Here is a 25,831-nt window from a genome sequence, read left to right as displayed (position 1 = left end):
GATGATCAAGTCTTGGCTTTCTAGTGTTATTGGGCTTTCCAGCGCTATTGGGCTGTCCGGGGACAACGCGCTGGCACGCAGCTTTCAGGACCCGCGCATTCGCGGCTGGCTGATGCAGGCCGCCGTGCTTTTACTGGTTGCGCTCGGGATTTTCGAGCTGGTGCAGAACACGGTCCTTAATCTGCAAAAAGCTAATATCGCCTCCGGCTTCGGCTTTCTGGAAAACCCGGCAGGCTTTGCGATCAATTTCAGCTTGATCGAGTATTCGGCCCAGTCGGATTTTCTGCGCGCCTTTTTCGTCGGCGTGCTGAATACGCTGCTCGTTGCCGTGCTCGGCATTGTGCTCGCGACGCTGATCGGGTTTTCCGTCGGCATCGCGCGGCTCTCCCCCAATTGGCTGGTGGCGCGGCTTGCGGGGCTTTTCATCGAAACCTTGCGCAATATCCCGCTGCTCTTGCAGCTCTTCTTCTGGTATTTCGTCGTTCTGCAGCTTTTGCCCTCTCAAGCGGAAAGCCTGACGCCGGGCGGCGGTATCTTTCTCAATAATCGCGGTCTCTTCGTGCCGCGGATTTTGTGGGAGGCGGGCACCTTCGCGCCGTTCTGCGCCGCGCTTTTCGCCAGTCTGGTGCTCGCCTTTTTTGCCCGCAAAAAATTTGCGCTTGAAGGCTGGAAGGTGCTGGCCATTGCGGCGCTGCCGCCGCTCCTCCTGCTTTTGGTGCTTGGCTGGCCGCTTTCCCTCGATATGCCGGTGCTGGAAGGGTTCGGCTTTCAAGGCGGCATTTCACTGATCCCGGAATTCATCGCGCTGCTGCTGGCGCTTTCCATCTATACCGGCGCCTTTGTGGCGGAGAATGTGCGCTCGGGCGTGCAGGCCGTGCCCAAAGGCCAAGTGGAAGCGGCAAAGGCGCTGGGGCTTCCCTCAGGGCTTATCATGCGCAAGATCATTCTGCCCCAGGCCATGCGGGTGATCGTGCCGCCGCTCACAAGCCAGTATCTCAATCTGACGAAGAACTCCTCGCTTGCCGTGGCAATCGCTTATCCGGACCTTGTGCTTGTCTTTGCGAATACCGCGCTCAGCCAGGTGGGGCAGGCGGTTGAGATCATCGCCATGACCATGGTGGTCTATCTTCTGATCAGTCTCGGCACTTCGCTCTTCATGAATTGGTACAATGCGCGCCTTGCGCTGAAAGAGCGGGGGGTGGCATGAGCATGGAAACTTACGTCAAAACCCGCCGCCATCCGGCGCTGCCCCCGCCGGGCAAGGCCACGGGCCTTATCGGCTGGATGCGCCGCAACCTTTTCTCAAGCGCTGGCAACACGATCACGACGCTCGTGTGTGCCGCGATCATCGCGCTGACCGTGCCGCCTTTTTTCAACTGGGCCGTACTCGATGCGGTTTGGTATGCAAGCGATGGCGGCCTTTGCCGGGTGGAGGGCGCGGGGGCGTGCTGGGCCTTTGTCGAAGCGAAGTTCGGCCAGTTCATCTATGGCCGCTATCCGGCGGAAGAAATCTGGCGGCCCAATCTTGTTCTGCTGCTCTTCTTCCTCAATCTTGCCGCCGTGCTCACCCCGCGCATGCCGTATAAGGGCTGGCTGGCGGCAACGCTGCTGTTCATTTTCCCCATGTTTGCCTGGGGCGTGTTGCATGGCGGCAAGTTCGGCTTGTCGGTGGTGGAAACCTCCGACTGGGGCGGGTTGCTGCTCACGCTCGTGATTGCGCTTTCCGGTATTCTTGCCTCTTTGCCGCTCGGCATATTGCTGGCGCTCGGCCGGCGTTCCAAACTCCCGGTGATCCGCACACTCTCAGTCCTCTTTATCGAGTTCTGGCGCGGCGTGCCGCTTGTCACCGTGCTTTTCATGGCAAGCGTGATGTTACCGCTCTTTTTACCGGAAGGGGTGACCTTCGATCTTCTGCTCCGGGCGATTATCGGCGTTGCGCTTTTTGCTTCCGCTTACATGGCCGAAGTGGTGCGCGGCGGCCTGCAAGCCGTGCCCTCCGGACAATACGAAGCGGCAAAAGCGCTTGGCCTTTCTTATTGGCAGATGATGGGGCTCATCGTGTTGCCGCAGGCGCTGCGCGTCGTCATTCCGGGTATCGTCAATACGTTTATCGGGCTTTTCAAAGATACGACGCTGGTACTGATCATCGGGCTTTTCGATTTTCTCGGGATCATTCGCGCCAATTTCACCGATGCCAATTGGGCATCCCCTAATACCGCGGCAACGGGCTATGTCTTTGCCGCATTCGTTTTCTGGATGTTCTGTTTCGCCATGTCGCGCTACTCGCTCTACATGGAAAAGCAACTGAGCCAGGGCGAGCGCCGCTAGACCGGAACGAGGAGACAGTTTTGCCGCAATCCGCCGACCCGATCATTCAGATCGAGAACATGCATAAATGGTTCGAGGATTTTCACGTTCTGCGCGACATCAATTTGAACGTGACGGAAGGCGAGCGCATCGTCATCGCCGGTCCGTCTGGCTCGGGCAAATCGACGCTGATCCGCTGCATCAACCGGCTGGAAGCGCACGATCAGGGCCGCATTGTTATTGACGGAATCGAGCTGACGGAAAACCTGAAACGGATCGACGAAGTGCGCCGGGAAGTCGGCATGGTCTTTCAGGATTTCAATCTCTTCCCGCATATGAGCGTGCTGGAAAACTGCACACTGGCGCTCATTCATGTACGCGGGATGGCGCAGGCAGAAGCGGAAGAGACGGCCATGGGGTACTTGGAGCGCGTGCGCATCCCGGAGCAGGCGGACAAGTTTCCCGGCCAACTTTCCGGCGGCCAGCAGCAGCGCGTGGCGATTGCCCGTTCGCTGTGCATGAACCCCAAGATCATGCTTTTCGACGAGCCGACCTCCGCGCTCGACCCGGAAATGATCCGCGAAGTGCTAGATGTGATGACGGACCTTGCCGGGTCCGGCATGACCATGCTCTGTGTAACGCACGAAATGGGCTTTGCGCGGGAAGTGGCGGATCGGATGATCTTCATGGATGAGGGCGAGATTATCGAAATCGCACCGCCGGAAACTTTCTTCACGAACCCGCAAAGCGAGCGGACGAAAGCCTTCCTCAGCCAAATCATCGGCTAAGTGTCAGAAGCCCGGCCCTTCGCCGTCATCTTCCAGCTCAACTTCTTCTTGCGCGTAAGGCACGAAGCCGTGGCGCTGATAAAGCGGCAGGGCGCGCGGATGATCGAGCGTGCAGGTCTGGATGGTAACTTTGCTCGGGTTGCGGTCCCAGGCCGTGCGAATGGCCTCGCATAAGAGAAAACGCCCGAGCCCGCGCCCGATAAATTCCGGCACGATGCCGAGAAAGGAAAGCTCGGCACGGGGCAGGTGCCGCAGGTCCAGCTCGAAAAATCCGGCCGGGCTGCCGTCCAGATAAAGTACGTAGATTTCCACATTGGGCGAATGGACGATGGCGGCAAGGGCTTCATCATCCAACTTCTTGCGGTGCACCCAGACGTGATTATGGCCCACGACGTGATAGAGGTAGCGGTAAAAGTGGATGGGCATATCGACGGCGCGAAAAAGCGCGTAATGCCCGAATGGCGGCGGGCAATGCACGCGCGGGTCCTCGCGCATTTCAAGGTGGGTCACTGTCGTTCGGTAGCGTTTTGGCATTTTCAGCCTGTTTCAATCGGCGCATTCGGCTGCGCCGCCCATTCCGCCCATGAACCATCATATAAGGCAAGGTCGTCTTTTCCCAAATGGGTAAGCGCCAGATAGAGGGCGGCAGCCGTTACGCCCGAACCGCAAGTGGTGACGACCGGCTTTTCAAGCGCAAGCCCTGCGTGCTTGAAAAGCGCTTTCAGCTCGCTTTTCGCCTTCACCGTGCCATCCGGCGCTGTCAGCGCATCGAAAGGCAGGTTGAGGCTTCCGGGCATGTGCCCCGAGGCAAGGCCGGGGCGCGGCTCCGGCGCCGTGCCTTCAAAGCGGCCTTTGGAGCGGGCATCCAGGATTTGCGCGTTGCCGCTTTCCAGAAGACCGCGCATCTCATCCAGCGTGCGCAGGTTCTCCTTGCGAAGGCGCGCGGTGAATCGTTTCGCCTTTTTCTCCGGCCAGCCGGCTTTGACATGGCGGTGCTCGGCCTGCCATTTCTTGAAGCCGCCATTCAGCACGGAAACTTTTTCATGCCCCATGGTCTTGAACATCCACCAGACGCGCGGCGCGCTCATCAGGCCTGCCGTGTCATAGACGATGATGTGATCTTCATTGGAAAGGCCGAGCTTGCCCGCCGCTTCGGCAAAATCTTCAGGCGCGGGCAGCGTATGCGGGTAGGGGCTTTTGGTGTCGCTGACGGCGTCGATATCGAAGAAGACGGCGCCGGGAATATGCGCTGCCTCGAACTCGGCTTTCGGGTCCCGGTTCATTTGCGGCAGATACCAGGACGCATCGACCGGTTTGACGTCGGGCTCGCTCAAATGAATGGCGAGCCACTCGGTTGCCACGAGCGCGGGGATGGTGCGGGTCTCAGCGGCGCCGCTCATTTGTCCATCCATGGCGGTACCGGCAGACCCTGTTCTTTCAGGAAGGCCGGGTTGAACATCTTGCTTTGATAGCGGTTCCCGTAATCGCAGAGGATCGTCACGATCCGGTGGCCGGGCCCCATCTTTTTGGCAAGGCGGATGGCGCCGGCGACATTGATGCCCGTCGAGCCGCCCATGCAAAGGCCCTCATGCTGGAGAAGATCGAAGGCGATGGGCAGGGCCTCGGTATCCGGAATCTGGAACGGCTCGTCGATGGGCGCGCCTTCCAGATTGGCGGTGATGCGGCCCTGGCCGATGCCCTCGGTAATGGAACTGCCTTCGGCTTTCAGTTCGCCATGGGCATAATAATTGTAAAGCGCGGCGCCCATCGGGTCGGCAAGGCCGATCACCACATCCTTGTTGCGCTCTTTGAGCGCCATGCCGATGCCGGCCAGCGTGCCGCCGGTGCCGACGGCGCAGATGAAGCCGTCCACCTTGCCGTCCGTCTGGTCCCAGATTTCCGGGCCCGTCGTTTCGATATGGCCCTGGCGGTTGGCGACATTGTCGAACTGGTTCGCCCAGATCGCGCCATTGGGCTCTTTTGCAGCCAGCTCTTCGGCCAGACGGCCGGAATATTTCACGTAATTATTGGGGTCTTTGTACGGCACCGCCGGGACTTCGATGAGCTCGGCGCCGCAAAGGCGCAGCATGTCTTTCTTTTCCTGCGACTGGGTCTCGGGAATGACGATGACGGTTTTAAAGCCCATGGCATTGCCGACCAGCGCCAGGCCGATGCCGGTATTGCCCGCCGTGCCTTCCACGATCGTGCCGCCCGGGCGCAAGGTGCCCTTGGCGATCGCGTCCTTGATGATGAAAAGCGCGGCCCTGTCCTTGACCGATTGACCGGGGTTCAGAAATTCCGCCTTGCCCAGAATGTCGCACCCGGTTTCCTCGGAGGCTTTTTTCAGGCGGATCAGCGGGGTATTGCCGATGGAATCGATCAATCCGTTTTTTATTTTCATGAGATCGTCCTTAGAGGGCCGGCGCGGCCGGTTCTTCGTGATTTTGCTTTCCCGAAAGTAACCCTCGTTTCCGCCCGCTTCAAGGCTGGGCGGTGCTCACAGCAATTTGTCCTTATTGACTGCAAGCCAGTGAAGAAGAAGGGCGGTTTTGACGTCCTCGATGCGCCCGTCGCTCACGGCAGCAAACGCCTCATCAAAGGGGACGACGAGCGCCCGGATGTCTTCGTTTTCCGAGGCAAGGCCGTGAAATCCGCCGACCTGGGAGAGATTGGCTGTGGCCGCGAAGAGATGGCTCTTCTCGCCCCAGGCGCCGGGTGAGGTATAGCCGCTCATAACGGGGACGAGTTTGCCGATGCGCGCGCCGGTTTCCTCTTCCGCCTCGCGCCGGGCAGTTTCGCCGGGGTCTTCGCCCTCGTCGATCATCCCGGCAATACATTCGATGACCCAGGGGCGCTCCGCCCGCTGAAAAAGGCCGACCATCCGCAGCTGCTCGGTCAGGACCACGGCATCGAGCGCCGGGTCCCAGGGCAGCACGCTTGCGGTGTTGCGCACCGCGTGCATCTCCCGCCTGACAATGCCGGACCAGGTGCCGTCATGGCGCTTGTGGCGGTATTCATAGATCACCACGCGGCCCCATTCGCGCCAGACTGTGTCTTCGCGCAGCACTTCCACGTCGCCGGGGCCATATTCTGCCGGGGTGAGCTTCAAATCCATACCTGCCTCATCGCTCCGCTGCGTGCCATGTAAGGGCAGGCTGCCTGCGGGGTGAGGCCAAGTCTAGTTTTTTGCGAGGGTGAGCTGGGTCACATCGATGTTCCCGGCGCGGAAACCGGCCTCGCAATAGGCCAGGTAATATTCCCACATGCGCTTGAAGCGTTCATCGAAGCCCAGCGGCTGAATTTCCGGCCAGGCTTCCAGAAAACGGTCGCGCCAATGGGCGAGCGTCTTTGCATAGTCGAGCCCGAAATTCAGATTGTCCTTCCAGTCGAGCCCGGCGGAGGTGACCTCATCGCGCAGCGCTTTTATGGAAGGCAGCATGCCGCCTGGGAAGATATAGCGCTGAATGAAATCGACGCCGCTGCGGTAGGAAGGGAAGGATTTATCGTCGATGGTGATGATCTGCAGGCCGGCAAGGCCGCCCGGTTTCAGGCATTCGCCGATCTTGGAAAAATAAGCCGGCCAATAGCGCTCGCCCACCGCTTCGAACATTTCGATGGAGGCGATGCGGTCATATTTCTCCGGCACGTCGCGGTAATCTTGATAGCGGATTTCCACCCGGTCCTGAAGCCCTTCGCGCGCCATGCGGGCGCGGGCGAATTCAAGCTGCTCCTTGGAGATGGTGATGCCGGTGACGCGGCAGCCGATTTCCTTTGCGGCAAACTCGGCAAAGCCGCCCCAGCCGCTGCCGATTTCAAGCACATGATGTTCGGGGCGCAGGTCGATGCGTTTGGCGAGCGAGCGGTATTTATTGAGCTGGGCGGCGGTGAGATCGTCATTCGGTGTTTCGAACTTGCCCGAGGAGTACGTCATGGTCGGGTCCAGCCAGCGCATATAGAAGCTGTTGCCGAGATCGTAGTGATACTCGATATTCTTTTTGGCGTTGCGCCGGTTGTTGTGGCGCAAGAGATGGCCGATGCGCCCGATAAGGCGGGCGAGTTTGAGGCCGTTGCGCGTTTGGGAGAGGGCCTGCCGGTTGGCGGCGAAAAGCTGGAGAAACACCTCGATACGGGGGCTTTCCCAGAGGCCGCGCAAATAGGCTTCCGCCGCGCCCAGATCGCCGCCCGTCACGATGTATTTTGCGAAATTGTAGTCCCGGATATGCAGTTCGGCGTCGGGGCCGGGCTGGGGGCCCGAAAAGCGGATCTTGCGGCCGTTCGGCAGTTCCACGGTCAAGCTGCCGGCAGAGATACGCGTTGCGATTCGCAAGATGGCGCGGGTCAGCCACGGAATGTCTTTCATGGCGGACAAATCAGCCGCCGTGACGTCTACAGGAACCTGGAACCCGGTCATACCAAAGCCCTCCCAAACATCACAGGTCAGTCTAGAAGAAACGGGTCTTCGCTAACACCATGATTTTCTGCGCGCTCATCGGTTTGTGAACCCGCTTATTGTGTCATTTACGAACAAATGCGAACAAAAGATCATATCCGGCGTTATCTTCCCGGGTTTCTGCTCAACTTAGGGCGCTGGTTTTGGTGCCGTTAGTCGTAAAAACTTTTGTTTTTCAATTAGTTGACCCTAGGGGCCGGCTCTGCCATTTTTGCGCGGCGCACAGGCTCGACGGGTTAGGGGCGGCATCATGCTGACAAAGGAAGTCAATATCCTGCGGCAATATTTGCGGGCACTGACCAATGACCAGCTTCTTGGCGATGAGGTTGCCCGCAGCGCCCTTGCAGAAATCAACCTGGAACCGTTCGAGGCGATGCCGGAATCGGCGCGCCTGCCGCTGCTTTTCCAATCGGTTTACGAGATATGGAACAACGCGCATGCCGCGCCTCAATCGGCCCGGGTTTTCTCCAATTCCGCCCTTTTACAGAGCGTATCGCCGGAGCAGGATCTCAGCCGGCAGGTTTTGCTGATGGTCGATGTCTTGGGATTTCCCATTCAGCTGGCCGCGCAGATCGTCAATCAATCGCTTGAGGTCACAGAAGCTTTTCTGGATACCGCCCGCGAGCGCGCCAACGTGACCTTGGAAGGGACCGCCATCATTATCGAAGACGAACCCTTGATCGCCGAGGAGATTGCCGATCTGGTAAGCGCGCAGGGTGTGAAGGTTTTGGGCAAAGCCCGCACGAAAAACGAAGCCGTGGCTCTTGCCGAGCGCGTGCGCCCTGATCTTTTGCTGGCGGACTATGACCTGGGAACCGGCGGCACCGGCCTTGATGCGGTGAAGGAAATTACTGCCGAACAGGATACGGTTGCGATATTCATTACCGCCTATCCGGACGATGTGCTGACCGGTGAAGACTTTGAGCCTGCTTTTGTGGTCACGAAGCCCTATCGTGATCAATCTATCAAGGCGGCGCTTTGGCAAGCGTTGACGAAGCCGCGCGCCGTGCTTGTGGAGTAAGGGGGACTTCGGTTGGAAAAGAGGGTGGTTAAGCTTCAGCTTTTGCTGACGGATTCGGAGTTGAAGGAAATCGACGATTACCGTTACGGCAACAGGGTGCCGTCCCGTTCCGAGGCCGTGCGCATTTTGCTTGAACAAAGCCTGGAGCGTTGGCGGCAAGGGACAGGCACACCCGAAGACGGCGGCTGACGGTATCTGCGCCCCCGGGATAAAAAGAAGAAGGTTCATGCCCTTTCGTTATTTCAGGATCAATGGCCGCGCCGTCGACACGGTTGCCCTGTTCTTGGGGGCGGGGCTCATTCTGCTGCTGGTGACGGCAGGGCTTGCCTCTTACCTTGCGATCGAGGGGCGCGATGCCGCGCGCGACGTGCAACGCACTATTGAGGTGCAAAATGCGGCGCGGCGGCTTTTCGGCATTCTTCAGGATGCCGAAACGGGGCGCAGCGGCTTCCTCGTCACGCGGGAGCGTAAATACCTTCAACCTTATGCGAACGCCCTTGCCGCCGTGGACGAGGCGCAGAGCGAGCTGAAGGAACTGACCAAGGACAACCCAATCCACCAAGTGCGGCTCGACGTGCTCGACCGGCAGATGGAAATCAAGCTGCAGGAATTGCGCGAGACGGTGCAGCTCGGTTTGTCGGGCAATTATGGCGCGGCGACCGCGCTCGTAAAAAAAGACCACGGCAAGGAAACGCTCGATAATATCCGCACGGAAATTTCCCGCATCATTGCCGAAGAAGACCGGCTCTTGCGCGAACGTCAACTGGTTTACGATACCAACAGCTTCTGGCTGATCGTCACCATTTTTACGGCGCTTCTTTTAACGGCGATCTCTTCCGTCGCCGCGGCCTTTGTCGCCCGCAGCCGTTTTCTTTCCGAGCAGGAAAGCCGGGCGGCACTGTCCGAAATCAATATGGAACTGGAGCGGCGCGTCAGCGAGCGCACCTCGGATCTTGAAGCGGCCAAGCTCAAGTTGGAAACGGAATTCATGCGGGCGGAATCGCTTTTGCGGGACCTCCATCACCGCGTGGGTAATTCTTTGCAGCTCGTTGCCTCTTTCCTTGGCCTTCAGGCCAATCAGACGGAAAATGACGAGGCGGCGGTTGCGCTGCGCCGGGCGCGCGAGCGGGTGCTTGCCATAGCCTCTGCCCAGCGCCGCCTGCGGCTTACGGAAGAAGGCGAAAGTGTGGATGCCCATGCCTTCCTCTGTTCGATTGTCGATGATCTCAAAACCAATCTGACCGCCCGCGGCGCGCTTTCCATCGAGTGTAACGCGGAGGATATTCAAATCCTCTCGAAGGATGCCGTGACGCTGGGCGTGATCGTTACGGAGCTTGTGACCAATTCCCTTAAATACGCTTTTCCGGACAATATGACCGGTTATATCCAGGTCCGTCTCACTCAGGAGCATTTGGGCGATACACTCTCGCTTGTTGTGGAGGACAATGGGATCGGTATCCGCACCGATGCCTATAAGGGCGGGCGGGGCGGACTTGGCACCCGGATTGTCGACCGGCTTTCGGCGGCGCTGGGCGGAGATGTGGAATGGCTGGAACTGGATGAGGCTTCGAACGAACGGCCGGGTACGAAGATCAGGATTATTTTTCCCAATACCGGTGAAATTTAATCAAGGATAGGGCGGAAATCCGGGCTTTAACATGTGAGCTGCGGTCCTTATATGGGAGAACCGCGTAGCTTCCAGCCGATTGCAGGTCTCATGTTCCGCTTCTTCGAAAATCTTGTCGATCCTTTTCCAGCGGAACAGCCGCAAACACCGCCGCGCCGGCTTGGCGCTTTCATCCGCCATTATTCGCGGCCCATCCTGCCGTGGCTTTTGGTGACGGGGTTTCTAACGGCCGTGCTTTCGGTGCTGGAAGTCGTTTTTCTCAATTACATGGGCACGTTGGTGGACTGGCTGGGCGAGGCCGACCGCACGACGTTCTTTGCCGACTACGGCCTGGAGCTTATTGGCATGGGCGCGCTGATCGTGTTGGGCTTTCCGCTGCTCATCGCGCTGCAGTCGCTTTTTACCCACCAGACCGTTTTCGGCAATTACCCGATGATCGGGCGCTGGCTCATGCACCGCCATGTGCTGCAGCAGAGTATGAGTTTCTTCCAGAACGAGTTTGCCGGGCGTATCTCGCAAAAGGTCATGCAAACCTCGCTCGCCATTCGCGAGACGGTGATGAAGATGGTGGATGTCTTCGTCTATGTCAGTGTCTATTTTACCGGCGCCATGGTGCTGATGGGGCAAGCGGATCTCTGGCTGCTGGTGCCGCTAATATTGTGGCTGGCGGGGTATATCGGTTTGCTGATTTATTTCGTGCCGCGCTTGCAGCGCGTTTCCATGGCACAGGCCGATGCGCGCGCCCAGATGACGGGGCGTGTGGTGGACAGTTATACCAATGTGCAAACGGTCAAGCTCTTCGCGCATACCCAGCGCGAGCAGGATTATGCCCGCGGCGCCATGCAGGAATTCATGGGCACGGTGCATCCGCAAATGCGTCTGGTGACGCTGCTGACTATCTGCCTGCAAACGCTCAACTCCTTTCTTCTGGCCGGTATTGGCGGTGTTGCCATTTACGCCTGGTATATTTCCGCCATCTCCTTGGGGTCGATCGCGGTTGCTATCGCGCTCATCATGCGTATACGCGCGATGTCCGACTGGTTTCTTTGGGAGGTCGCCGGGCTCTTTGAGAATGTGGGTACCGTGCAGGACGGAATGAACACGATCGCGCAGTCTCAAACGGTCCGCGATGTTCCCGGCGCGCGCGAGCTTGATGTGAATGCGGGGCGGATCGACTTCGATCATATCCGCTTCAATTACGGCCAGGGCGTAAAGGTGATCGACGATCTCTCTTTGACAATTCATCCGGGAGAGAAAGTCGGCATTGTCGGGCGCTCGGGCGCGGGCAAATCCACCCTCGTCAATCTGCTGCTGCGGTTCCACGATCTGGAAGGCGGGCGCATTCTCATCGACGGACAGGATATTTCGCAGGTTACCCAGGAATCCTTGCGCCGGAAAATCGGTATGGTGACCCAGGATACCTCGCTGCTGCACCGCTCGATCCGAGACAATATCTGCTACGGCAAGCCGGATGCGACAGAAGAAGAGATTGAAGCGGCCATCCGTCAGGCGCATGCGGATGGCTTTATCGGCCAGCTTGAGGACGAGCAGGGACGGCGGGGGCTTGAGGCCCATGCGGGTGAACGCGGGGTCAAGCTTTCCGGCGGGCAGCGCCAGCGTATCGCCATTGCCCGGGTGCTGCTCAAAAACGCGCCGATCCTCATTCTGGATGAGGCGACCTCCGCCCTGGATTCCGAAGTCGAGGCGGCCATTCAGGAACAGCTTTACAGCCTGATGGAAGGCAAGACCGTGATCGCCATCGCCCACCGGCTCTCGACCATTGCGGTGCTCGACCGGCTGGTCGTCATGGATGACGGTCGGATTGCGGAAACCGGCACCCATGAGGAATTGCTGGAGCGCGGCGGGCTTTATGCCGATCTTTGGAAGCGCCAATCCGGCGGCTTTATCGGGCTCGATATGAGCGCGCAAAACGCCGAGGCAGCGGAATAAGACGCCTGGCAAAACAAAAACCGGCCCTGCTCTAAAGCAGGACCGGTTTTAATTGGCTCCCCGGGCCGGACTCGAACCAGCGACCGATCGGTTAACAGCCGATTGCTCTACCAACTGAGCTACCGGGGATCAGATCGGCGTGTTTGCGCCGATGGAGGTTGCATATATCAAAGGATTCCGGGCAATGCTAGCCCTCTTTCGTCTGTTTTTTCCACCCAGATGATCATATCTGTTGAATATTTTCCGGGGGCTTAATGGCCAGGCTCAAAACAGGGATTATGCTGCGATTATGGCGCATGTAACCATCAATGGGCAGCGGTATCCGCTGCCGGGCTCTCCCTTCATCCGGCTGCCCTTGGGGCTTGCGCTGGTGGTGGGCGGCATATTCGGTTTTCTGCCCGTCCTGGGCTTCTGGATGGTGCCGCTCGGGCTGGTGATTCTCTCGGTTGATTTTGCGCCCATCCGCCGCCAGCGCCGCAAGCTGGAGGTCTGGTGGGGCCGCCGCCGCCAGCGGAAAAAACGGGCCGCGCGTCCGGCAGAATAGGCCTCAGGCGACGCCAAGCGAGGGGAAGAGCCGGGCAAACGGGAACGGCACGCCGCTCATCAGCACATCGACGAGGCGGATATCCTGATAATCGCCATTCAGCGAGATGCGCGGCAGGGCCGTCATCTGATCCTGGTGTTGCTCGAAAATCAGACCTTTGCGCGTCGTCGTGGCGGTCTCAAAACCAAGCTCACGGGCAAGGCGGAATTCGCGCTCGCCAGCCGAGCTCGCATCGCCAAAGGGATACGCGAAGTGGCGGGGCATTTCACCGGTATGGCTGGCGATCGCCTCCGCGCCGCGTTTCATTTCCATGCGGGCGCGCTCTTCGCTGACTTTGCAGAGTGCAAAATGGTCCACCGTATGGCTGCCGATGGTCACGAGCGGATGGGCGTGCAGCGTTTTCACATCCTCCCAGCTCAGGGCGCTTTCTTCGGTGATTTTGGGAACGGAGATGCCATGCTGCGCGGCAAGCTGGCGAATGGCGGCACGCAATGCGTCTTCATCCATGGCGCGCAGCGGCCAGTATAGCCGCGCAAAGGCCAGTTCCATCTGCCGGGCCGTCTTCGCAGGCATGGAAATGTTGCGGCCGCCAAGCTCGGTTTCCAGATGATCCGCCTTGCGGATGATTTCCTCGAGCGCCACCCACCAGATTTCCATCGTGCCGTCCGGCATTCCGGCGGACACATAAACCGTCATGGGCGCGCCGTGTTTTTCGAACACCGGCAGCGCTTCGGTCAGATTGTCTTTATAGCCGTCGTCGAACGTGAAAACGGCAAAGCGGCGTTTGGCGCCGTGACGCAGCCTATGCATGGCTTCATCCAGCGTGACGATGTCATAATCGAGATCGCGCACCCGGTGCAGCACGCGGTCGAGCATGTCAGGGGTGATTTCGAGAATGCGGTTCGGCGCAAAGTCCGGCAGCGGTGCCGCCCGCACGCGGTGCAACATGAATATAGCGCCGTTTCCACGCAAAGCCGCAGGCGCCCAAGACGGGGCGCCTATCCAGTTCAATGCGTGAAGAGCCTGCTTCAGCAGCGCCGTCTTCATGCTTTCCCTCCAGACCTGCAATTGCGCGTCGATCTCACTCTCCCTCAACAACCCTTCGATTTTGTTCATAAAACCTTTCGTTTCCGTTAGGGATATGGGGGCGGGAAAACGCAAGGCCAATCCGCAATCCTAACTATTCATCAAGTACCCCCCGTGCATTCTGGCAGTGAATTTTCAGACAGTCCGGGGCCATGCAATCAGTCCGAGAGAAAATGGGCGATCATAAAGGGGGCGCGTCGCTGCTGGACGCTCTTACCAGACTTGTAGGCCGGTTTATGGGCGACGCCGATCTCGGCGCTGTCGCCAAGGGCGCCTTTTTCGCCATGGGTATCCGGGTGGGCGGCGCGGCGGTTGCGCTCGTTTCACAGGTGCTGCTCGCGCGCTGGATGGGCGTCTTCGAATACGGTGTCTTTGCCTATGTCTGGGTCTGGGTGACGCTGCTTGGCTTCATCGCCGGGCTCGGGCTTCCCGATGCAATTATGAAACTGCATGCGCAGTACCGGGCGCACACTGATTGGGAACGCATCCGCGGTGTGCTTGTCGCCAGCCGGCGCATGGCTTTTTCTTTCGGGCTTTTGTTGATGGGAGCGGGCTGGCTGTTTCTTTACGCCGGAACGCCGCTCATCGATTCATACTATGTAGCGCCTTTTGCGATCGGGCTTTTATGTGTGCCCGTGCAAGCCTCGGCGGATGTACATGGCGGTATGGCGCGGGCCAATGGCTGGGTGAACCTTGCCTATATGCCGCATTATATTTTCCGCCCTCTCGGCATCCTGCTCATTGTCGGCACGATGGAGTTTTCCGGCATGAGCCCGACGGGGGTAAGCGCCGTCGCCGCGCTATTCGGCGCCGTGGTTGCTGCCTCGACCGGGCAATTCGTCGTTTTGAAATGGCGTCTGCATAAGCATTTTCCGCGCCCGAAACCGATCATCGAATCCCGTATCTGGCTGTTGATCGCGCTGCCGTTCCTGATGATCCAGGGCTTCGAGCTCGTCATCGAGAATATGGATACGATGATGATCGGCCATTATCTGACGCCGGAAAGCGTCGGTATCTATTACGCCAGCGTGCGCATCAACAGCCTGGCCGGCTTCGTGCTCTTTTCGGTGATGGCGCTAGCAACGCCCAAAATCGCCGAGTTTCATGCATCCGGCGACAAGGAGGCATTGCGCCGCTTCTTGTCCCGCGTCACGCATATGATTTTCTGGCCAACGCTCGGTGTGGTGCTCGGGCTTGTCGTGCTGGGACCCTTCCTGCTCGGGCTCTTCGGCGGCGATTTCGGCGCGGCTTATCCTGCGCTTCTCGTGCTGCTCACGGGCATGCTGGTGCGCGCGGCGGGCGGACCGGTGGATTATTTGCTCAATATGACCGGCCACCAGAAGCATGCCACAATTGCTTACGGCATTGCCGCGAGCACGAACCTCGTGCTCAACATCGCCTTCATTCCGCAATGGGGCATTTTGGGCGCGGCTGTCGCAACAGCCGTCTCGCGCATCCTCCTGACGCTGATCCTCAGCGTTACGGCCTGGCGGATGCTGGGTGTGCGGGCTTTCGTCTTCGCCCGTTAAGCTTCAAGGTTTCCGGAAAGACTGAAACGAAGGAAAGAGCGGCAGCTTTATCCGCGGGACTCATCGCCCGTCACAGCGCGGTATTCCTTGGCGTTCATTTGCGTGAGCACCGTGCCGACCCGGCGGCTTGTTGCCGCGGCAAGCTGTTTGACAGCGCGGGAGACGGCAAGACGGCCCGTGCGGCGCCATTGCACCGCAAGGATCGTGACATCGGTCAGCCGGGAGAGGATTTGTCCGTCGCCGCTTTCGCTTAAAGCGGGGGTGTCCACGATCACATAATCATACGTCTGGGCAAGCGCCTGCAAGATCCAGATCATGCGTTCCGAGCCGAGCGCCGCCGTGGGGTTGGTGAGCGGTGTACCGGCTTGCAGAATATGCGCGCCTGTCATCGTATCCCGGTGAATGACGTGCTCAAAGGAGGCGCGGCCCGTCAGCACTTCGCTGAGGCCCCAGCGGGCCTGATCGCCGAGCGCCCGGTGCACGGAGGGTGTAAAAAGATCCGCTTCCACCAGAATGACGCTCCGTCCGCCAAGGGCGATGGTGCGCGCCAGGCCAAGCGCCAGCGCCGTGCGCCCTTCGCCGCGCAGGCACGAGGTAATGGTGACGCTCTTAGCCGGGCGGCCGTTGACCCGCGCCGTCATAAGATGACCGAGCAGGTTGCGCAAACTTTCGGCAAAAGGCGTGTGCGGCCGGTAAACGAGATTGGAGGTGAGCTGGCCGAGCGGGGTGCGTTTTCCCGGCGCGGGAACGATGCCGAGGAAAGGCGTTCCAGTCGTGCGTTCCAGCTGCTCCGGCGTCAGGAAGCCCGGCGCGAGCACCTGCACGATGAAGGCCGCGGCGATACCGCCGATCAGGGAAGCGGCAACGGCAAGCACGCCAAGCGCGCCCTTTTGCGGGAAGGAAGGCTGAGAGGGCGGCTCTGCCAGCGAAACGATACGGGCATCGGCGGCGCGCGCATCGGCCTCGGCTTTCGAGGAGGCCGCTTCATAACGGGTCAGGAAACTTTCCAGCAGTTGCCGGTTGGCGGCGGCTTCCCGCTCGAGCGCGCGCAGCTCCACTTCGTTTTGATTGAGCGCGCCCATCTGGCGTTTCAGCTTGTTCAGATTGGCCTTGATGGTGGAAACGCGGGAACGGGCGATCTGCGCTTCGTTTTCAAGCGCGCCGCTGATCTTCTTGATCTCCTGAGAAATCTGCGTCTGCAAATCCTTCAGATTGGCATTGGCCTGCTGCATGCGCGGGTGCGAGGGCAGGAGCGTCGCCGACATTTCGGCGATCTGCGATTGAAGCTGTACTTCCTGCTGGCGCAGGTTCTGGATCAGGGCGCTGTTCAGCACTTCACCAACCGTGTCGATATCGCGCTCGCCCGCTGCCAGATCGCGCGCGAGGCTCAATCGGGCCTGGGCTTCGGAATAGGTGGCTTCGGCCAGAACCAGCTGGCTCGTCAGCTCGGATAGTTCGCGCTGGGGCAGGGTTGCCCGGTCCGAGGATTCGCCGGTCATGAAGAGGCCGTGCTTGGAGCGGAAACGCTCGGCAGCCGCCTCGGACTTGCGCACTTCCTCGCGCAGCGTGTCGATCTGCTCGCGCAGCCAGCCCGTAGCTTCGCCATGCAGCGCCTGACGGGTTTCGATTTGTTTTTGAATGTAAAGCTCCGCCAGCCGGTTGGCGACCAATGCCGCGCGGGCCGGAACTTGCGAGGTGAAATTGATGGAGATGACGCGGGATTCGCCCTTGCGGTAGATCGAGAGGCGGCCCTGGACATCTTCGACGATTTCGGTGAGCGCCACGTTCTTCTTTTTGCCGCTGCCGAAAAGCGCCCCCAGTCCTTCTTCTTTGCGCAAGGAAGGATTGAACTCGGCTGTCTTGTCGAGCCCTGTTTCGCTCACTAGCCTCGCGATCATGGAATAGGAGGTGAGCTCCTGAATTTCGCTTTCCACCGCGCCCTGGTCGGGCAAGGACAATGGGGAAAGGTCGTCGAAGCGGGAAATTTCACCGGCACGCGGTTCGATGCGCAGCAGAGTTTCAGCGGTGTAAGTGGGCGTCATGATTGCGATGAAGGCAACCGAGATCAGAAGAATGGCTAGCGCCGTGCCGCCGACAACGGCCTTGCGGGCCCAGATGCCGCGCAGCAGGTCCCAGGGGTTGACGGTATCGTCCCCCGAACCGCCCGCCGGACGGCGGCGGTCTCCGAAGATCACCTGGGATGATAGGCTCGGCGTTGACATATGCGTCCATCGAAAAGGACGGCCCCCAAAAGGCCCTCCAGCCAGCGTCACAGTCGATCCGGCCACATGTGGCGGATGTCCCCATTTAAGGCACCAGTAGACGTTGTTTAGGTAACGGAAGATTTAACAGCGATAGGCAGACGCGCAATTTCGGCAAGGGTTTCAACAGGATCGCCAGGGGAAGGCAGGCGCCAAATCCGCGCCGGCCTTGGAATTCATTAACCACTCTTCGGTAAGTTCACGAAAACGCGAAGACTTTTACCGTCCTCCGCCGGTACGGCGGGATATGGGGTTAACGATGCTGCGTCTTCTTCTGACGGCGTTCATGGCACTTGCTCTGCAGGCTTGTTCTGCGGGCGGGGTGATCAGCGAGCGCCCGCTTGCCGGGAACGACGGTCCCTATCAACTCGATTCCGGCGATCAGGTCCGTGTTGTTGTGTTCGGCCAGGAAGATCTGACAGGTGAATACACGATCGACGGCAGCGGGCAAATCTCCATGCCGCTCGTCAACGGCATTCAGGCACGCGGGCTGACCATTCAGGAGCTCGAAGCGGAAGTGGCACGGGTCTTGGGCGAAAGCCTTTTGCGCAACCCGAATGTCTCGGCGCAGGTCATCTCGTTCCGTCCGTTCTTCATTCTGGGTGAGGTGACGCAGTCCGGCCAATATCCTTATGTGAACGGGATGACGGCGCGCACGGCGGTTGCGATTGCCGGCGGGTTCACCTACCGCGCGGATCAAAGCTATGTGCGCGTCACGCGTAAACGGGACGGCAAGCTCATCGAGCTTGAGCTGCCAATGGACGAACTCATCCGCCCTGGCGATACGATCTATGTGACGGAGCGGTATTTCTGATGACAGAGCGCCTGCCCGCCAGCTTGAAAGGATTGAGGATACTGCACTGCTTCCGCGCGCCCATGGGCGGGCTTTTCCGCCATGTGCGCGATCTTGTGGAAGCGCAGGCGGAAGCGGGCGCCATGGTCGGCGTGATTTGCGCGCGCGAGGCGGGCGATGCCTTGAGCGAGGACCGTCTTCTCGCGCTCGAGCATCATTGCGCGCTGGGCCTGCACCGGGTGCGGATGGGCCGCTTGCCGGGGATCGGCGATATCGGCGCAATCCGTCAGGCAGGCGCGATCGCAAATGAGCTTGGCGCCGATGTTCTGCATGGACATGGCGCGAAAGGCGGGCTTTATGCGCGCCTTGCCGGGGGCGGCAAACGGGTCTTCCGGTTTTACACGCCTCATGGCGGCGCGCTTCATTACAGCCGGGTGAGCCCGGCGGGTCTTGTTTTCCATGCTGTCGAACGGGTGCTCTGGGCGCGCACGGATGGGATTATTTTCGAATCCGAATACGGACTTGAAACTTACCGCCATCAAGTAGGCGGCACGCCGCCGCGCCATGCGGTCGTTCACAACGGGCTGCGGGAAGACGAGTTCGTACCGGTCACCGCACGGTCCGATGCAGCCGATTTTGTCTATCTCGGGGAAATGCGCGAATTGAAAGGCGTGTCCACGCTGCTGGAAGCGATGGCGCAGCTTGGCGGGCAAAGCCGTTTGGCGCTGATTGGCGCGGGGGCGGACAAAGACCGCTTTCAAACCCGCGCGAGGGAACTCGGTCTCGAGGCGCGCCTTTCCTGGCATGCGCCGATGCCGGCGCGCGAGGCTTTCGCGCTCGGCCGCTGCCTGATCATGCCGTCATACAAAGAGTCGCTGCCTTATGTTGCCCTGGAAGCGGCCGCGGCCGCCGTGCCGATGATTGCGACACGGGTTGGCGGCATGGCGGAAATTTTCGGCGCGGAGGCTGGCCGGCTCTTACCGGCAGGTGATGCTGCGGCGCTATGCGAGGCAATGAAACACAAGCTTGGCCAGGGGTCTGAAAAAACCGCAGCCGAAGCGCAACGTCTTCAGGCACATGTGCGCGGCACGTTCAGCCTGAACGCCATGGCGGAAGGGGTAGGGCAAGTCTATCTCGCGGCGATGGAAGCGCGGCGCGCGGCCAAACCGGCGCGAGCACCGGGCCATGCACTGACGGGGGCAAAGGGATGAGTATACCAAATGCGCCGGATGCAGCGCCTTCCAACCACCCCAAAAAAAGCGATTACCGGGAGGGCAAACCCACCGGCGCCATTCCGCGCGTCGAACGGCGCAAGCCCGTCAAATCCCGCGTACCCCCGCTTTTTATCCAGACTGCCGCGCGGCTGGGTGAAGCGGGCGCCATCGCGTTTGGCGGCGCGGTGATTTTTCTGCTTCACGGTGACCGGCTCGGCGAAGTCTTCGGCGCATCGGCTTTTGCTTGGCTGGTCTTGGCGGTAACGCTCTGTTTTGCGGCGGGCGCGGAATTTTCCTCGCTCTATAAAATCCGCGTGCTTGCGCATATCTACCGTGGTCTCGGCCCGCTCGTCTCTGCCTGGTCGGCGGTTGCCGGTATCGCCTGCATGGCGCTGTTCTTCCCGCTTGGGGCGAGCCCTTCCGCACTGCGCTGGCTTGTTGATTGGTATTTTATCGGCCTGGCGGGCCTCGTGGCGACGCGCGCGCTCTCGCAAAGCTATATCGCTCAGTGCCAGCGCGATCACCGGCTGACGCGCCGGGTGGTAATCGTCGGCGGCGGCAAGGACGCGGACCGGCTTTCGCAACTTATTCGAAAATCCGGGCGCGGGGACATCGAAGTCTGCGGTTTTTTCGATGACCGCCAGGATGAGCGCAGCGAGGGTGCAGTGAACGGATTGCCGAAGCTCGGCACCGTCAATGAGCTTTTGCGCTTCGCCCGCTCCAACCGTGTCGATCTTCTGATCGTGGCGCTGCCCCAGGCCGCGCAGGAACGGGTCAGTCAGCTTGTCTCCAAACTCTGGGTGCTGCCCGTCGATATCCGCCTTGCCTTGCCGGATGCGGATGAAGAAGTTCAGTCCTCCCGCCTTGGCGAATTGGCGCTGAAAAGCCTCTACGACAAGCCCATGAGCGGCTGGGATCTGGCCGTCAAAACAGTCGAGGACCGGGTGCTGGGCATCCTGGCGCTGCTTCTGACCGCGCCGCTGTTTCTCGTCATCGCCGTAGCCATCAAACTCGACAGCAAGGGGCCGGTTTTTTTCAAGCAGCGCCGCTTCGGATTCAATAACGAGCTGATCGAAGTCTATAAGTTCCGCAGCCTGAAACACGAAGATGCCGATGCCAATGCCTCGAAACTCGTGACGGCGGATGATGACCGGGTGACGAAGGTCGGCGGTTTCTTGCGCCGCACGAGCCTCGATGAATTGCCGCAGCTTTTCTCCGTCATCAAAGGCGAGATGTCGATGGTGGGCCCGCGCCCCCATGCGGTACTTGCCAAGGCGGCGGGTGATCTTTACGGCGAGGCGGTCGATGGATACTTCGCCCGTCACCGCGTGAAACCGGGCATGACCGGCTGGGCGCAGATCAATGGCTGGCGCGGGGAAACCGACACCCATGACAAGATCGCCAAGCGCACCGAATACGATCTTTATTATATCGAGAACTGGTCGCTGCTTTTCGATCTCTACATCTTGATCAAAACCCCTTGGGCCTTGCTCAAGGGAGAGAACGCTTACTAAAGGGCCGGGCGATGAGCGACGGCTGGAACATCGATCATTCGGCAAGGGCGCGCGAGGCGGTGTTGCGCAATCCTTGGGAATGGGCGAGTGCCGCGCTGATTTTTCTGCTGCTTCTTTTCAGCTCTTATTTGAAGAGCGATGTGTCGAAAGTCGCTCAGCCTGCCGTTTATGATTTTCTGATGGCGGCGACCGTTGCGTTGCATGTCATCCTGCGTATCCGCTTTCCGAAAGAGCTTGGCTGGCCGGTGTTGCTCTGGCTGTTTTTGATGCTGGGCTACGGGCTCGGCGCGCTCGATGCGCTTTTGCCGCAGCGCGCCCGCGATTTCATGCTGGTGATGAGTTATCTCATCGTCTCTTTCGTCTTTTTCACCGCCATGGTTTATGACGATCCGAAGCGGCGCTTGCCCGCCATTTGGTGGGGGTATGTGGGCGCGGCGCTCATCGCTTCTTTGACGGGCATCGCGGCTTATTTCGGGTTTTTGGCATCTGGCGAGTTTTATCTGCGGTTCGGGCGCGTCACGAGCTTCTTCAATGACCCGAACGTCTATGGCGCGTTCCTTGTCGCGCCAACGCTTTTCGTTGCCTGCCGGCTCAGCCTTTCGACTTCATTCAAGGATCTTTTGCTGCTGCCGGTGCTGGGTATTTTGGTGCTTGGCATCTTTCTCAGCTTCTCGCGCGGGGCTTGGGGCAATCTTTTGCTCTCGGGTGCGGTCTTCATGATGTTGGCCTTCATCACCAGCCGCTCGCCGGTGCAACGCTTCCGCCTCATTCTGGTGACGGCGCTGGCGGCGGGTTGCGGTGTGGCCATTATCGCCTGGGCGCTGTCCAGCGAATCCGTTTCCGATCTCTTTGCCCAGCGCTTCTCGCTTTCCCAGTCTTATGATGTGGGCGAGGGCGGGCGTTTCGACCGGCAGATCAATGCGCTCCAGCAGGGGCTGACCGCGCCGCTCGGCATGGGTCCGGCGCAATGGGAAGAGATCACCGGTCTTGCCCCGCATAATGTCTATCTCAACATCCTGATCGCGGGCGGCTATCTCTCGTTTCTGTCCTATCTTGCCTTTATCGGGCTCACGCTGGTGCGGGGCACGAAGGCGGTGCTGCGCCAGCGCGGCGCCTATCAGCCCTATCTCCTCGTCGCCGTGGCGGCGCTGGTCGGCCATGCCGCCGAATCGCTCATCATCGATGTCGATAACTGGCGGCATCTCTTTTTGATTTTCGGCCTGTGCTGGGGGGGCATCGCCTTGGCGGCGCGCGAGGCGCGGGAGGAGGTAGAGCAGTGGCAGGTTGCTGCCACGCGCCAGCCTGTGATGGCCGACGGATTTCACGCCTGATCGGGCTTTGCCTGCGTTTTCCGCATGATTTCAGGGGAAATTTGGAGGCCACGCCCGGAATCGAACCGGGGTATACGGATTTGCAATCCGCTGCGTCACCACTCCGCCACGTGGCCTCTTTTGCCGCCGGGTGCCCGGTCCAGCCGGGCCACCCTCAGGGCAGGCCGGGGATATAGCAAGAGTTTTGGCTGAGGACAATGTGGAAACGCGCCTCAGGGTGGAATAGGCTATCGCGAATTGTCTTTGCCGTGTCAGACCTTTATAACCCGCTCCAAGACAGCAGCAATGGGCGCGGCGCCCGACCCAACTCCTAGGAAATCTCATGGCCGACTATACTGATGCCCGTTTGAACATGGTGGATAGCCAGTTGCGGACCAGCGGTGTTACGGACCCGCGTGTGCTGGACGTAACGCAGGAAGTCCCCCGGGAGATTTTCGTGCCCGCTGCCTTGCGCCCGGTTGCCTATCTGGACGGGGATTTGCGGGTCACGGGCGCTGGCGAGACGCCGCGCTTTCTGATGCGGCCCTATTCCTTTGGCAAACTCTTGGAGCTTGCAATCATCCGCGAAGACGATGTGGTGCTCGATATCGGCACGGCGACGGGCTATTCGGCGGCCGTGCTGGCAAAGCTTGCCGAAACCGTGGTGGCGGTGGAAAGCGACGAGGAGCTGGCCGGCAAGGCGACCGCCAATCTCGACACACTGGGCATTACCAACGCCGCCGTCGTTACAGGGGCCCTGGAAGCTGGATATGCCAAAGGCGGGCCTTACGATGTGATCGTCCTGGAGGGCGCCGTGGAGCGGCTTCCGGCGGATCTTCTCGATCAGCTCAAGGAAAACGGCCGTCTGGTGACGATTTTCCACGAAAATGGCCGTAGCCGTGGGCGGATTTACACGAAAAGGCGCGGAACGGTGACGTTCCGGGACGCTTTCGACGGTTCTGCCGAGCTTCTGCCGGGCTTTGAGCGCAGCGAAGGGTTCGTTTTCTGACGAATTATCAGCGGCGGGTCTTCTAAATGTCCGCAAACGCGACTACTTTTCGATAACGTTAAGGTGGCACTCACGTTTTTTTCGGAAACTGAGGAATATAGGCCTTTCGGCCTACTCCGTTTCCATCCGAGGGTGCAGGGGATTACCGTCCGGAGTTGAATGATGCGAACCACTTTTAAAGGGACGCGCCGCAAGCCCTTGATCGGTCTTATGGGGGCAACGTTTCTGGTCAGTCAGGCCTGGTGCCTGCCGGCCTCGGCGGAATCGCTCTATGACGCGATGGCCGCGGCCTATAACAGCAATCCCGCCCTCGCTGCCGAGCGCGCGCGCCTGCGCGCCACGGACGAAGGTGTTGCCCAGGCAAAGGCCGGCTGGCGGCCGACCATCACCGCGACGGGTACTGTCGGCACGGTGGAAACGGACACGGATTCGGCCGTTCCCATCCCCCAGTTCGGCGGCAAACAGACGGTGGACCCGATTACCGGGGCCGTTAACGTCACCCAGCCGCTGTTCCGCGGCGGGCAGACGATTTACGGCACGCGGCGGGCCAAGGAAAGCGTCATGGCCGGCCGGGAAAACCTGCGCAATGCCGAGCAGAACACGCTGCTCGATGCTGTGACGGCCTATATGGACGTATTGCGCGACCAGGCGGTTGTCGAGCTGCGTAAGAAGAACGTCGCCGTGCTGCGCCGCCAGCTTGAGGCCGCGCAAGACCGCTTCAATGTAGGCGAGATCACACGCACGGACGTGGCTCAGTCCGAAGCACGCCTCAGCCTTTCCCAGTCCAATCTCATTCAAGCCGAAGCCAATCTGACGGCGAGCCGGGCCGCCTATCAGCGGGTGATCGGCCATGCGCCGGCCTCGCTCGACCCGCCGCCCGCCTTGCCTGCTTTCCCGGAAAGCGAAGCGGCTTCCATCGAGATCGCCCGGGCCAATAACCCGGTTCTGCAGGCCGCCCGCCATGCCGAGCGGGCCGCCGATCATGCGATCGATGCGGCCAAGGGCACACTTTTCCCGCAAGTCTCGCTCGAGGCGGGTTACACCCATGCCGAGGAGCCGTCCTCGACGACGGCGCGCCAGGATGAAACCCGCGTGACGGGCCGCCTGACGATCCCGCTTTATCAGGCGGGCGCGGAATATTCGCGGGTGCGCGAGGCCAAGCAAATCCATGCGCAAAACCGCCTGCAAGTGGCCGATACGCTGCGTCAGGTGGATGAGAGCGTGCAGAACGCGTGGGAACAGTACCGGGCCTCGAAAGCGGTGATCCGCTCGAGCACGGAGCAGGTTAACGCCAACGAAATCGCGCTGGACGGTGTGCGCCAGGAAGAGCAAGTGGGCGCGCGCACCACGCTCGATGTGCTGGACGCCGAGCAGGAGCTTCTGGATTCCCAAGTGCAGCTCGTTTCCGCGCAGCGGAACGAATATGTCGCCGGTTTCTCGCTTCTGGCCGCCATTGGGGGGCTTTCGGTGGATCAGATCGGGCTCGATGTCGAGCGCTATGATCCGCAGCGCAATTATGAGCAGGTGGCCGATAAATGGATCGGCTGGGGTATCGAGGACGAATAAGAGGGGGCCGGCATAACGTTTGTTAGCAAACTGCATGTTATGCAGGAGATATGGCCAAGAACGACCAAGGGCCATAAGCTGGCGAACCGATCAACCGGACAGGTGCGATAGATGAGTAGCAATAGCGACGGTCAGGAACCGACCATGGAAGAGATTCTGGCGTCTATTCGCCGGATCATTTCCGAGGATGGTAGCAAGAGCGATGCGCCGGCGCCGGAAGCGGAGGCCGAGCCTGAGCCTGAAGCGGGCGATGAGTCCTTCGAAGAAGACATTCTGGAGCTGACAGAAGCGCTGGAAGCGGCGCCCGAGGCGCCGCCGGAACCCGAGCCTGAACCTCAGCCAGAGCCGGAACCTGAGCCAGAGCCGGAACCTGAACCTGAACCTGAAGTTTCTTTCGATGTGGAAGAACCGGCGGAAGAAGAAGCCGATGTTGCCTTCATGGAAGAAGAGCCGGAGCCCGAGCCAGTCGCTTTCGAGCCTGAACCTGCACCGGCGCCCCGCCGGGAAATGACGGATGACCGCCTGCTTTCCAATGAAGCTCAAAGCGCGGCGTCTGCTGCTTTCGGCGCGCTGGCCAGTTCCATTCTCACCTCGTCGGGCAATTCCCGCACGCTGGAGGATCTGGTGGCCGATATGCTCAAGCCCATGCTGAAGGACTGGCTGGACGCCAATCTGCCGGAAATGGTCGAGCAGATGGTACGCGAGGAGATCGAACGGGTATCGCGGCGGCGGCCGTAACCACTCCTGCATGACAGAGTTCTGGGCCGCTTCGTGATTACCGCGAGGCGGCCCTTTTCTTTGCCATGCTTGATGCCTTCGGGCGGCTGTGCTCTAAACCGGGCGCGCCTTTCATGATTGCGGA

General features: G+C 60.1%; 23 protein-coding genes and 2 tRNA genes. 16 read left to right on the top strand and 9 right to left on the bottom strand.

Features of this window, described 5'->3' with window-relative positions; genetic code table 11:
* Position 1 precedes the first annotated feature (1 nt).
* The 3 genes from M2A_RS02675 to M2A_RS02665 are packed head-to-tail and all read left to right on the top strand — an operon-like array spanning position 2 to position 3,095.
* Positions 2-1,207, top strand: coding sequence for an amino acid ABC transporter permease (locus M2A_RS02675; RefSeq protein WP_081875358.1), 1,206 nt, complete (start codon positions 2-4; stop codon positions 1,205-1,207).
* Positions 1,204-2,328 carry an amino acid ABC transporter permease gene (locus M2A_RS02670; protein ID WP_156101659.1) on the top strand — a complete coding sequence of 375 codons (1,125 nt, stop codon included), beginning with the start codon at positions 1,204-1,206 and terminating at the stop codon, positions 2,326-2,328. The genes M2A_RS02675 and M2A_RS02670 overlap by 4 nt, the downstream gene beginning before the upstream one ends.
* A gap of 59 nt (positions 2,329-2,387) precedes the next feature.
* Entirely contained in the window at positions 2,388-3,095 is a 708-nt protein-coding gene (locus M2A_RS02665) for an amino acid ABC transporter ATP-binding protein (RefSeq protein ID WP_081875357.1), read from the top strand.
* Positions 3,096-3,098: 3 nt separating this feature from the next.
* Here the strand turns inward: M2A_RS02665 and M2A_RS02660 are convergent, their stop codons facing one another.
* The 5 genes from M2A_RS02660 to M2A_RS02640 form a co-directional block, all read right to left on the bottom strand.
* Positions 3,099-3,629 (bottom strand): GNAT family N-acetyltransferase, encoded by a 531-nt coding sequence (locus M2A_RS02660; protein ID WP_045442627.1) that lies wholly within the window; start codon positions 3,627-3,629, stop codon positions 3,099-3,101.
* Between the two features lie 2 nt (positions 3,630-3,631).
* On the bottom strand, positions 3,632-4,495 hold the full coding sequence (sseA, locus tag M2A_RS02655) for a 3-mercaptopyruvate sulfurtransferase (protein WP_045442624.1): 864 nt from the start codon (positions 4,493-4,495) through the stop codon (positions 3,632-3,634).
* The gene (locus tag M2A_RS02650) at positions 4,492-5,496 is read right to left on the bottom strand and encodes a cysteine synthase A (protein ID WP_045442621.1); all 1,005 of its coding nucleotides are present in this window, start codon (positions 5,494-5,496) and stop codon (positions 4,492-4,494) included. The genes sseA and M2A_RS02650 overlap by 4 nt, the downstream gene beginning before the upstream one ends.
* Positions 5,497-5,592: 96 nt before the next feature.
* A complete protein-coding gene (locus tag M2A_RS02645; protein ID WP_045442619.1) occupies positions 5,593-6,210 on the bottom strand; it encodes an NUDIX domain-containing protein in 618 nt (205 codons plus the stop codon).
* Between the two features lie 63 nt (positions 6,211-6,273).
* Complete coding sequence (locus M2A_RS02640; RefSeq protein ID WP_045442617.1) at positions 6,274-7,506, bottom strand: SAM-dependent methyltransferase; 1,233 nt, start codon at positions 7,504-7,506, stop codon at positions 6,274-6,276.
* Between the two features lie 289 nt (positions 7,507-7,795).
* Here M2A_RS02640 and M2A_RS02635 point away from each other — a divergent pair, with 289 nt between their 5' ends.
* From M2A_RS02635 to M2A_RS02625, 4 genes are all read left to right on the top strand, one after another.
* Entirely contained in the window at positions 7,796-8,566 is a 771-nt protein-coding gene (locus tag M2A_RS02635; protein ID WP_045442614.1) for a response regulator, read from the top strand.
* A 24-nt stretch (positions 8,567-8,590) separates the two neighbouring features.
* Entirely contained in the window at positions 8,591-8,755 is a 165-nt protein-coding gene (locus tag M2A_RS17930) for a hypothetical protein (RefSeq protein WP_156101658.1), read from the top strand.
* Positions 8,756-8,792: 37 nt separating this feature from the next.
* Positions 8,793-10,193, top strand: a complete 1,401-nt coding sequence (locus M2A_RS02630; RefSeq protein ID WP_045442611.1) for a sensor histidine kinase — start codon at positions 8,793-8,795, stop codon at positions 10,191-10,193.
* 90 nt (positions 10,194-10,283) lie between these two features.
* Positions 10,284-12,143, top strand: a complete 1,860-nt coding sequence (locus M2A_RS02625; RefSeq protein WP_045442609.1) for an ABC transporter ATP-binding protein — start codon at positions 10,284-10,286, stop codon at positions 12,141-12,143.
* A gap of 53 nt (positions 12,144-12,196) precedes the next feature.
* On the opposite strand, the gene M2A_RS02620 is transcribed toward M2A_RS02625, so the two are convergent.
* Positions 12,197-12,272 (bottom strand) — tRNA-Asn (locus M2A_RS02620).
* Positions 12,273-12,432: 160 nt separating this feature from the next.
* Here M2A_RS02620 and M2A_RS02615 point away from each other — a divergent pair.
* Positions 12,433-12,687 (top strand): hypothetical protein, encoded by a 255-nt coding sequence (locus M2A_RS02615; RefSeq protein ID WP_045442607.1) that lies wholly within the window; start codon positions 12,433-12,435, stop codon positions 12,685-12,687.
* Positions 12,688-12,690: 3 nt separating this feature from the next.
* Here the strand turns inward: M2A_RS02615 and M2A_RS02610 are convergent, their stop codons facing one another.
* A complete protein-coding gene (locus tag M2A_RS02610) occupies positions 12,691-13,803 on the bottom strand; it encodes a polysaccharide deacetylase family protein (protein ID WP_081875338.1) in 1,113 nt (370 codons plus the stop codon).
* A gap of 206 nt (positions 13,804-14,009) precedes the next feature.
* Here M2A_RS02610 and M2A_RS02605 point away from each other — a divergent pair, with 206 nt between their 5' ends.
* Positions 14,010-15,302, top strand: coding sequence for an oligosaccharide flippase family protein (locus M2A_RS02605; RefSeq protein WP_158597151.1), 1,293 nt, complete (start codon positions 14,010-14,012; stop codon positions 15,300-15,302).
* A gap of 47 nt (positions 15,303-15,349) precedes the next feature.
* On the opposite strand, the gene M2A_RS02600 is transcribed toward M2A_RS02605, so the two are convergent.
* Positions 15,350-17,524, bottom strand: coding sequence for a GumC family protein (locus M2A_RS02600; RefSeq protein WP_081875336.1), 2,175 nt, complete (start codon positions 17,522-17,524; stop codon positions 15,350-15,352).
* Between the two features lie 298 nt (positions 17,525-17,822).
* Between M2A_RS02600 and M2A_RS02595 the strand changes: the two genes are divergently transcribed.
* From M2A_RS02595 to M2A_RS02580, 4 genes are read left to right on the top strand one after another with little or no spacing between them, the layout of a single operon-like run.
* Positions 17,823-18,377 carry a polysaccharide biosynthesis/export family protein gene (locus M2A_RS02595; protein ID WP_244444363.1) on the top strand — a complete coding sequence of 185 codons (555 nt, stop codon included), beginning with the start codon at positions 17,823-17,825 and terminating at the stop codon, positions 18,375-18,377.
* Entirely contained in the window at positions 18,377-19,567 is a 1,191-nt protein-coding gene (locus tag M2A_RS02590; RefSeq protein ID WP_045442601.1) for a glycosyltransferase family 4 protein, read from the top strand. Before M2A_RS02595 ends, M2A_RS02590 begins: the two co-directional genes overlap by 1 nt.
* Complete coding sequence (locus tag M2A_RS02585) at positions 19,564-21,084, top strand: undecaprenyl-phosphate glucose phosphotransferase (RefSeq protein ID WP_045442598.1); 1,521 nt, start codon at positions 19,564-19,566, stop codon at positions 21,082-21,084. Before M2A_RS02590 ends, M2A_RS02585 begins: the two co-directional genes overlap by 4 nt.
* A gap of 11 nt (positions 21,085-21,095) precedes the next feature.
* On the top strand, positions 21,096-22,415 hold the full coding sequence (locus M2A_RS02580; RefSeq protein ID WP_045442596.1) for an O-antigen ligase family protein: 1,320 nt from the start codon (positions 21,096-21,098) through the stop codon (positions 22,413-22,415).
* A 42-nt stretch (positions 22,416-22,457) separates the two neighbouring features.
* On the opposite strand, the gene M2A_RS02575 is transcribed toward M2A_RS02580, so the two are convergent.
* Positions 22,458-22,531 (bottom strand) — tRNA-Cys (locus tag M2A_RS02575).
* 206 nt (positions 22,532-22,737) lie between these two features.
* On the opposite strand from M2A_RS02575, the gene M2A_RS02570 reads away from it, so the two are divergent.
* From M2A_RS02570 to M2A_RS02560, 3 genes are all read left to right on the top strand, one after another.
* Entirely contained in the window at positions 22,738-23,403 is a 666-nt protein-coding gene (locus tag M2A_RS02570) for a protein-L-isoaspartate O-methyltransferase family protein (protein ID WP_045442594.1), read from the top strand.
* Positions 23,404-23,562: 159 nt separating this feature from the next.
* Positions 23,563-24,969: a TolC family outer membrane protein gene (locus M2A_RS02565; protein ID WP_052379147.1), complete on the top strand. Its 1,407-nt coding sequence runs from the start codon at positions 23,563-23,565 to the stop codon at positions 24,967-24,969.
* Between the two features lie 111 nt (positions 24,970-25,080).
* Complete coding sequence (locus tag M2A_RS02560; RefSeq protein WP_081875335.1) at positions 25,081-25,707, top strand: DUF2497 domain-containing protein; 627 nt, start codon at positions 25,081-25,083, stop codon at positions 25,705-25,707.
* The last annotated feature ends 124 nt before the right edge of the window (positions 25,708-25,831 follow it).

This window comes from Tepidicaulis marinus, assembly GCF_000739695.1.
Classification (GTDB): Bacteria; Pseudomonadota; Alphaproteobacteria; order Parvibaculales; family Parvibaculaceae; genus Tepidicaulis; species Tepidicaulis marinus.
This window is presented reverse-complemented; position numbering and strand designations above follow the sequence as displayed.

Bases quoted from the DNA above. Each gene is read 5' to 3' on its own strand.
- M2A_RS02640 (WP_045442617.1), bottom strand. From the start codon at position 7,506: ATGACCGGGTTCCAGGTTCCTGTAGACGTCACGGCGGCTGATTTGTCC.
- M2A_RS02605 (WP_158597151.1), top strand. From the start codon at position 14,010: ATGGGCGACGCCGATCTCGGCGCTGTCGCCAAGGGCGCCTTTTTCGCC.
- M2A_RS02675 (WP_081875358.1), top strand. From the start codon at position 2: ATGATCAAGTCTTGGCTTTCTAGTGTTATTGGGCTTTCCAGCGCTATT.
- M2A_RS02610 (WP_081875338.1), bottom strand. From the start codon at position 13,803: ATGAACAAAATCGAAGGGTTGTTGAGGGAGAGTGAGATCGACGCGCAA.
- M2A_RS02630 (WP_045442611.1), top strand. From the start codon at position 8,793: ATGCCCTTTCGTTATTTCAGGATCAATGGCCGCGCCGTCGACACGGTT.
- M2A_RS02570 (WP_045442594.1), top strand. From the start codon at position 22,738: ATGGCCGACTATACTGATGCCCGTTTGAACATGGTGGATAGCCAGTTG.
- M2A_RS02585 (WP_045442598.1), top strand. From the start codon at position 19,564: ATGAGTATACCAAATGCGCCGGATGCAGCGCCTTCCAACCACCCCAAA.
- M2A_RS02580 (WP_045442596.1), top strand. From the start codon at position 21,096: ATGAGCGACGGCTGGAACATCGATCATTCGGCAAGGGCGCGCGAGGCG.
- M2A_RS02565 (WP_052379147.1), top strand. From the start codon at position 23,563: ATGATGCGAACCACTTTTAAAGGGACGCGCCGCAAGCCCTTGATCGGT.
- M2A_RS02660 (WP_045442627.1), bottom strand. From the start codon at position 3,629: ATGCCAAAACGCTACCGAACGACAGTGACCCACCTTGAAATGCGCGAG.
- M2A_RS02615 (WP_045442607.1), top strand. From the start codon at position 12,433: ATGGCGCATGTAACCATCAATGGGCAGCGGTATCCGCTGCCGGGCTCT.
- M2A_RS02595 (WP_244444363.1), top strand. From the start codon at position 17,823: ATGCTGCGTCTTCTTCTGACGGCGTTCATGGCACTTGCTCTGCAGGCT.
- sseA (WP_045442624.1), bottom strand. From the start codon at position 4,495: ATGAGCGGCGCCGCTGAGACCCGCACCATCCCCGCGCTCGTGGCAACC.
- M2A_RS02590 (WP_045442601.1), top strand. From the start codon at position 18,377: ATGACAGAGCGCCTGCCCGCCAGCTTGAAAGGATTGAGGATACTGCAC.
- M2A_RS02665 (WP_081875357.1), top strand. From the start codon at position 2,388: ATGCATAAATGGTTCGAGGATTTTCACGTTCTGCGCGACATCAATTTG.
- M2A_RS02625 (WP_045442609.1), top strand. From the start codon at position 10,284: ATGTTCCGCTTCTTCGAAAATCTTGTCGATCCTTTTCCAGCGGAACAG.
- M2A_RS02560 (WP_081875335.1), top strand. From the start codon at position 25,081: ATGAGTAGCAATAGCGACGGTCAGGAACCGACCATGGAAGAGATTCTG.
- M2A_RS02635 (WP_045442614.1), top strand. From the start codon at position 7,796: ATGCTGACAAAGGAAGTCAATATCCTGCGGCAATATTTGCGGGCACTG.
- M2A_RS02645 (WP_045442619.1), bottom strand. From the start codon at position 6,210: ATGGATTTGAAGCTCACCCCGGCAGAATATGGCCCCGGCGACGTGGAA.
- M2A_RS02670 (WP_156101659.1), top strand. From the start codon at position 1,204: ATGAGCATGGAAACTTACGTCAAAACCCGCCGCCATCCGGCGCTGCCC.
- M2A_RS02600 (WP_081875336.1), bottom strand. From the start codon at position 17,524: ATGTCAACGCCGAGCCTATCATCCCAGGTGATCTTCGGAGACCGCCGC.
- M2A_RS02650 (WP_045442621.1), bottom strand. From the start codon at position 5,496: ATGAAAATAAAAAACGGATTGATCGATTCCATCGGCAATACCCCGCTG.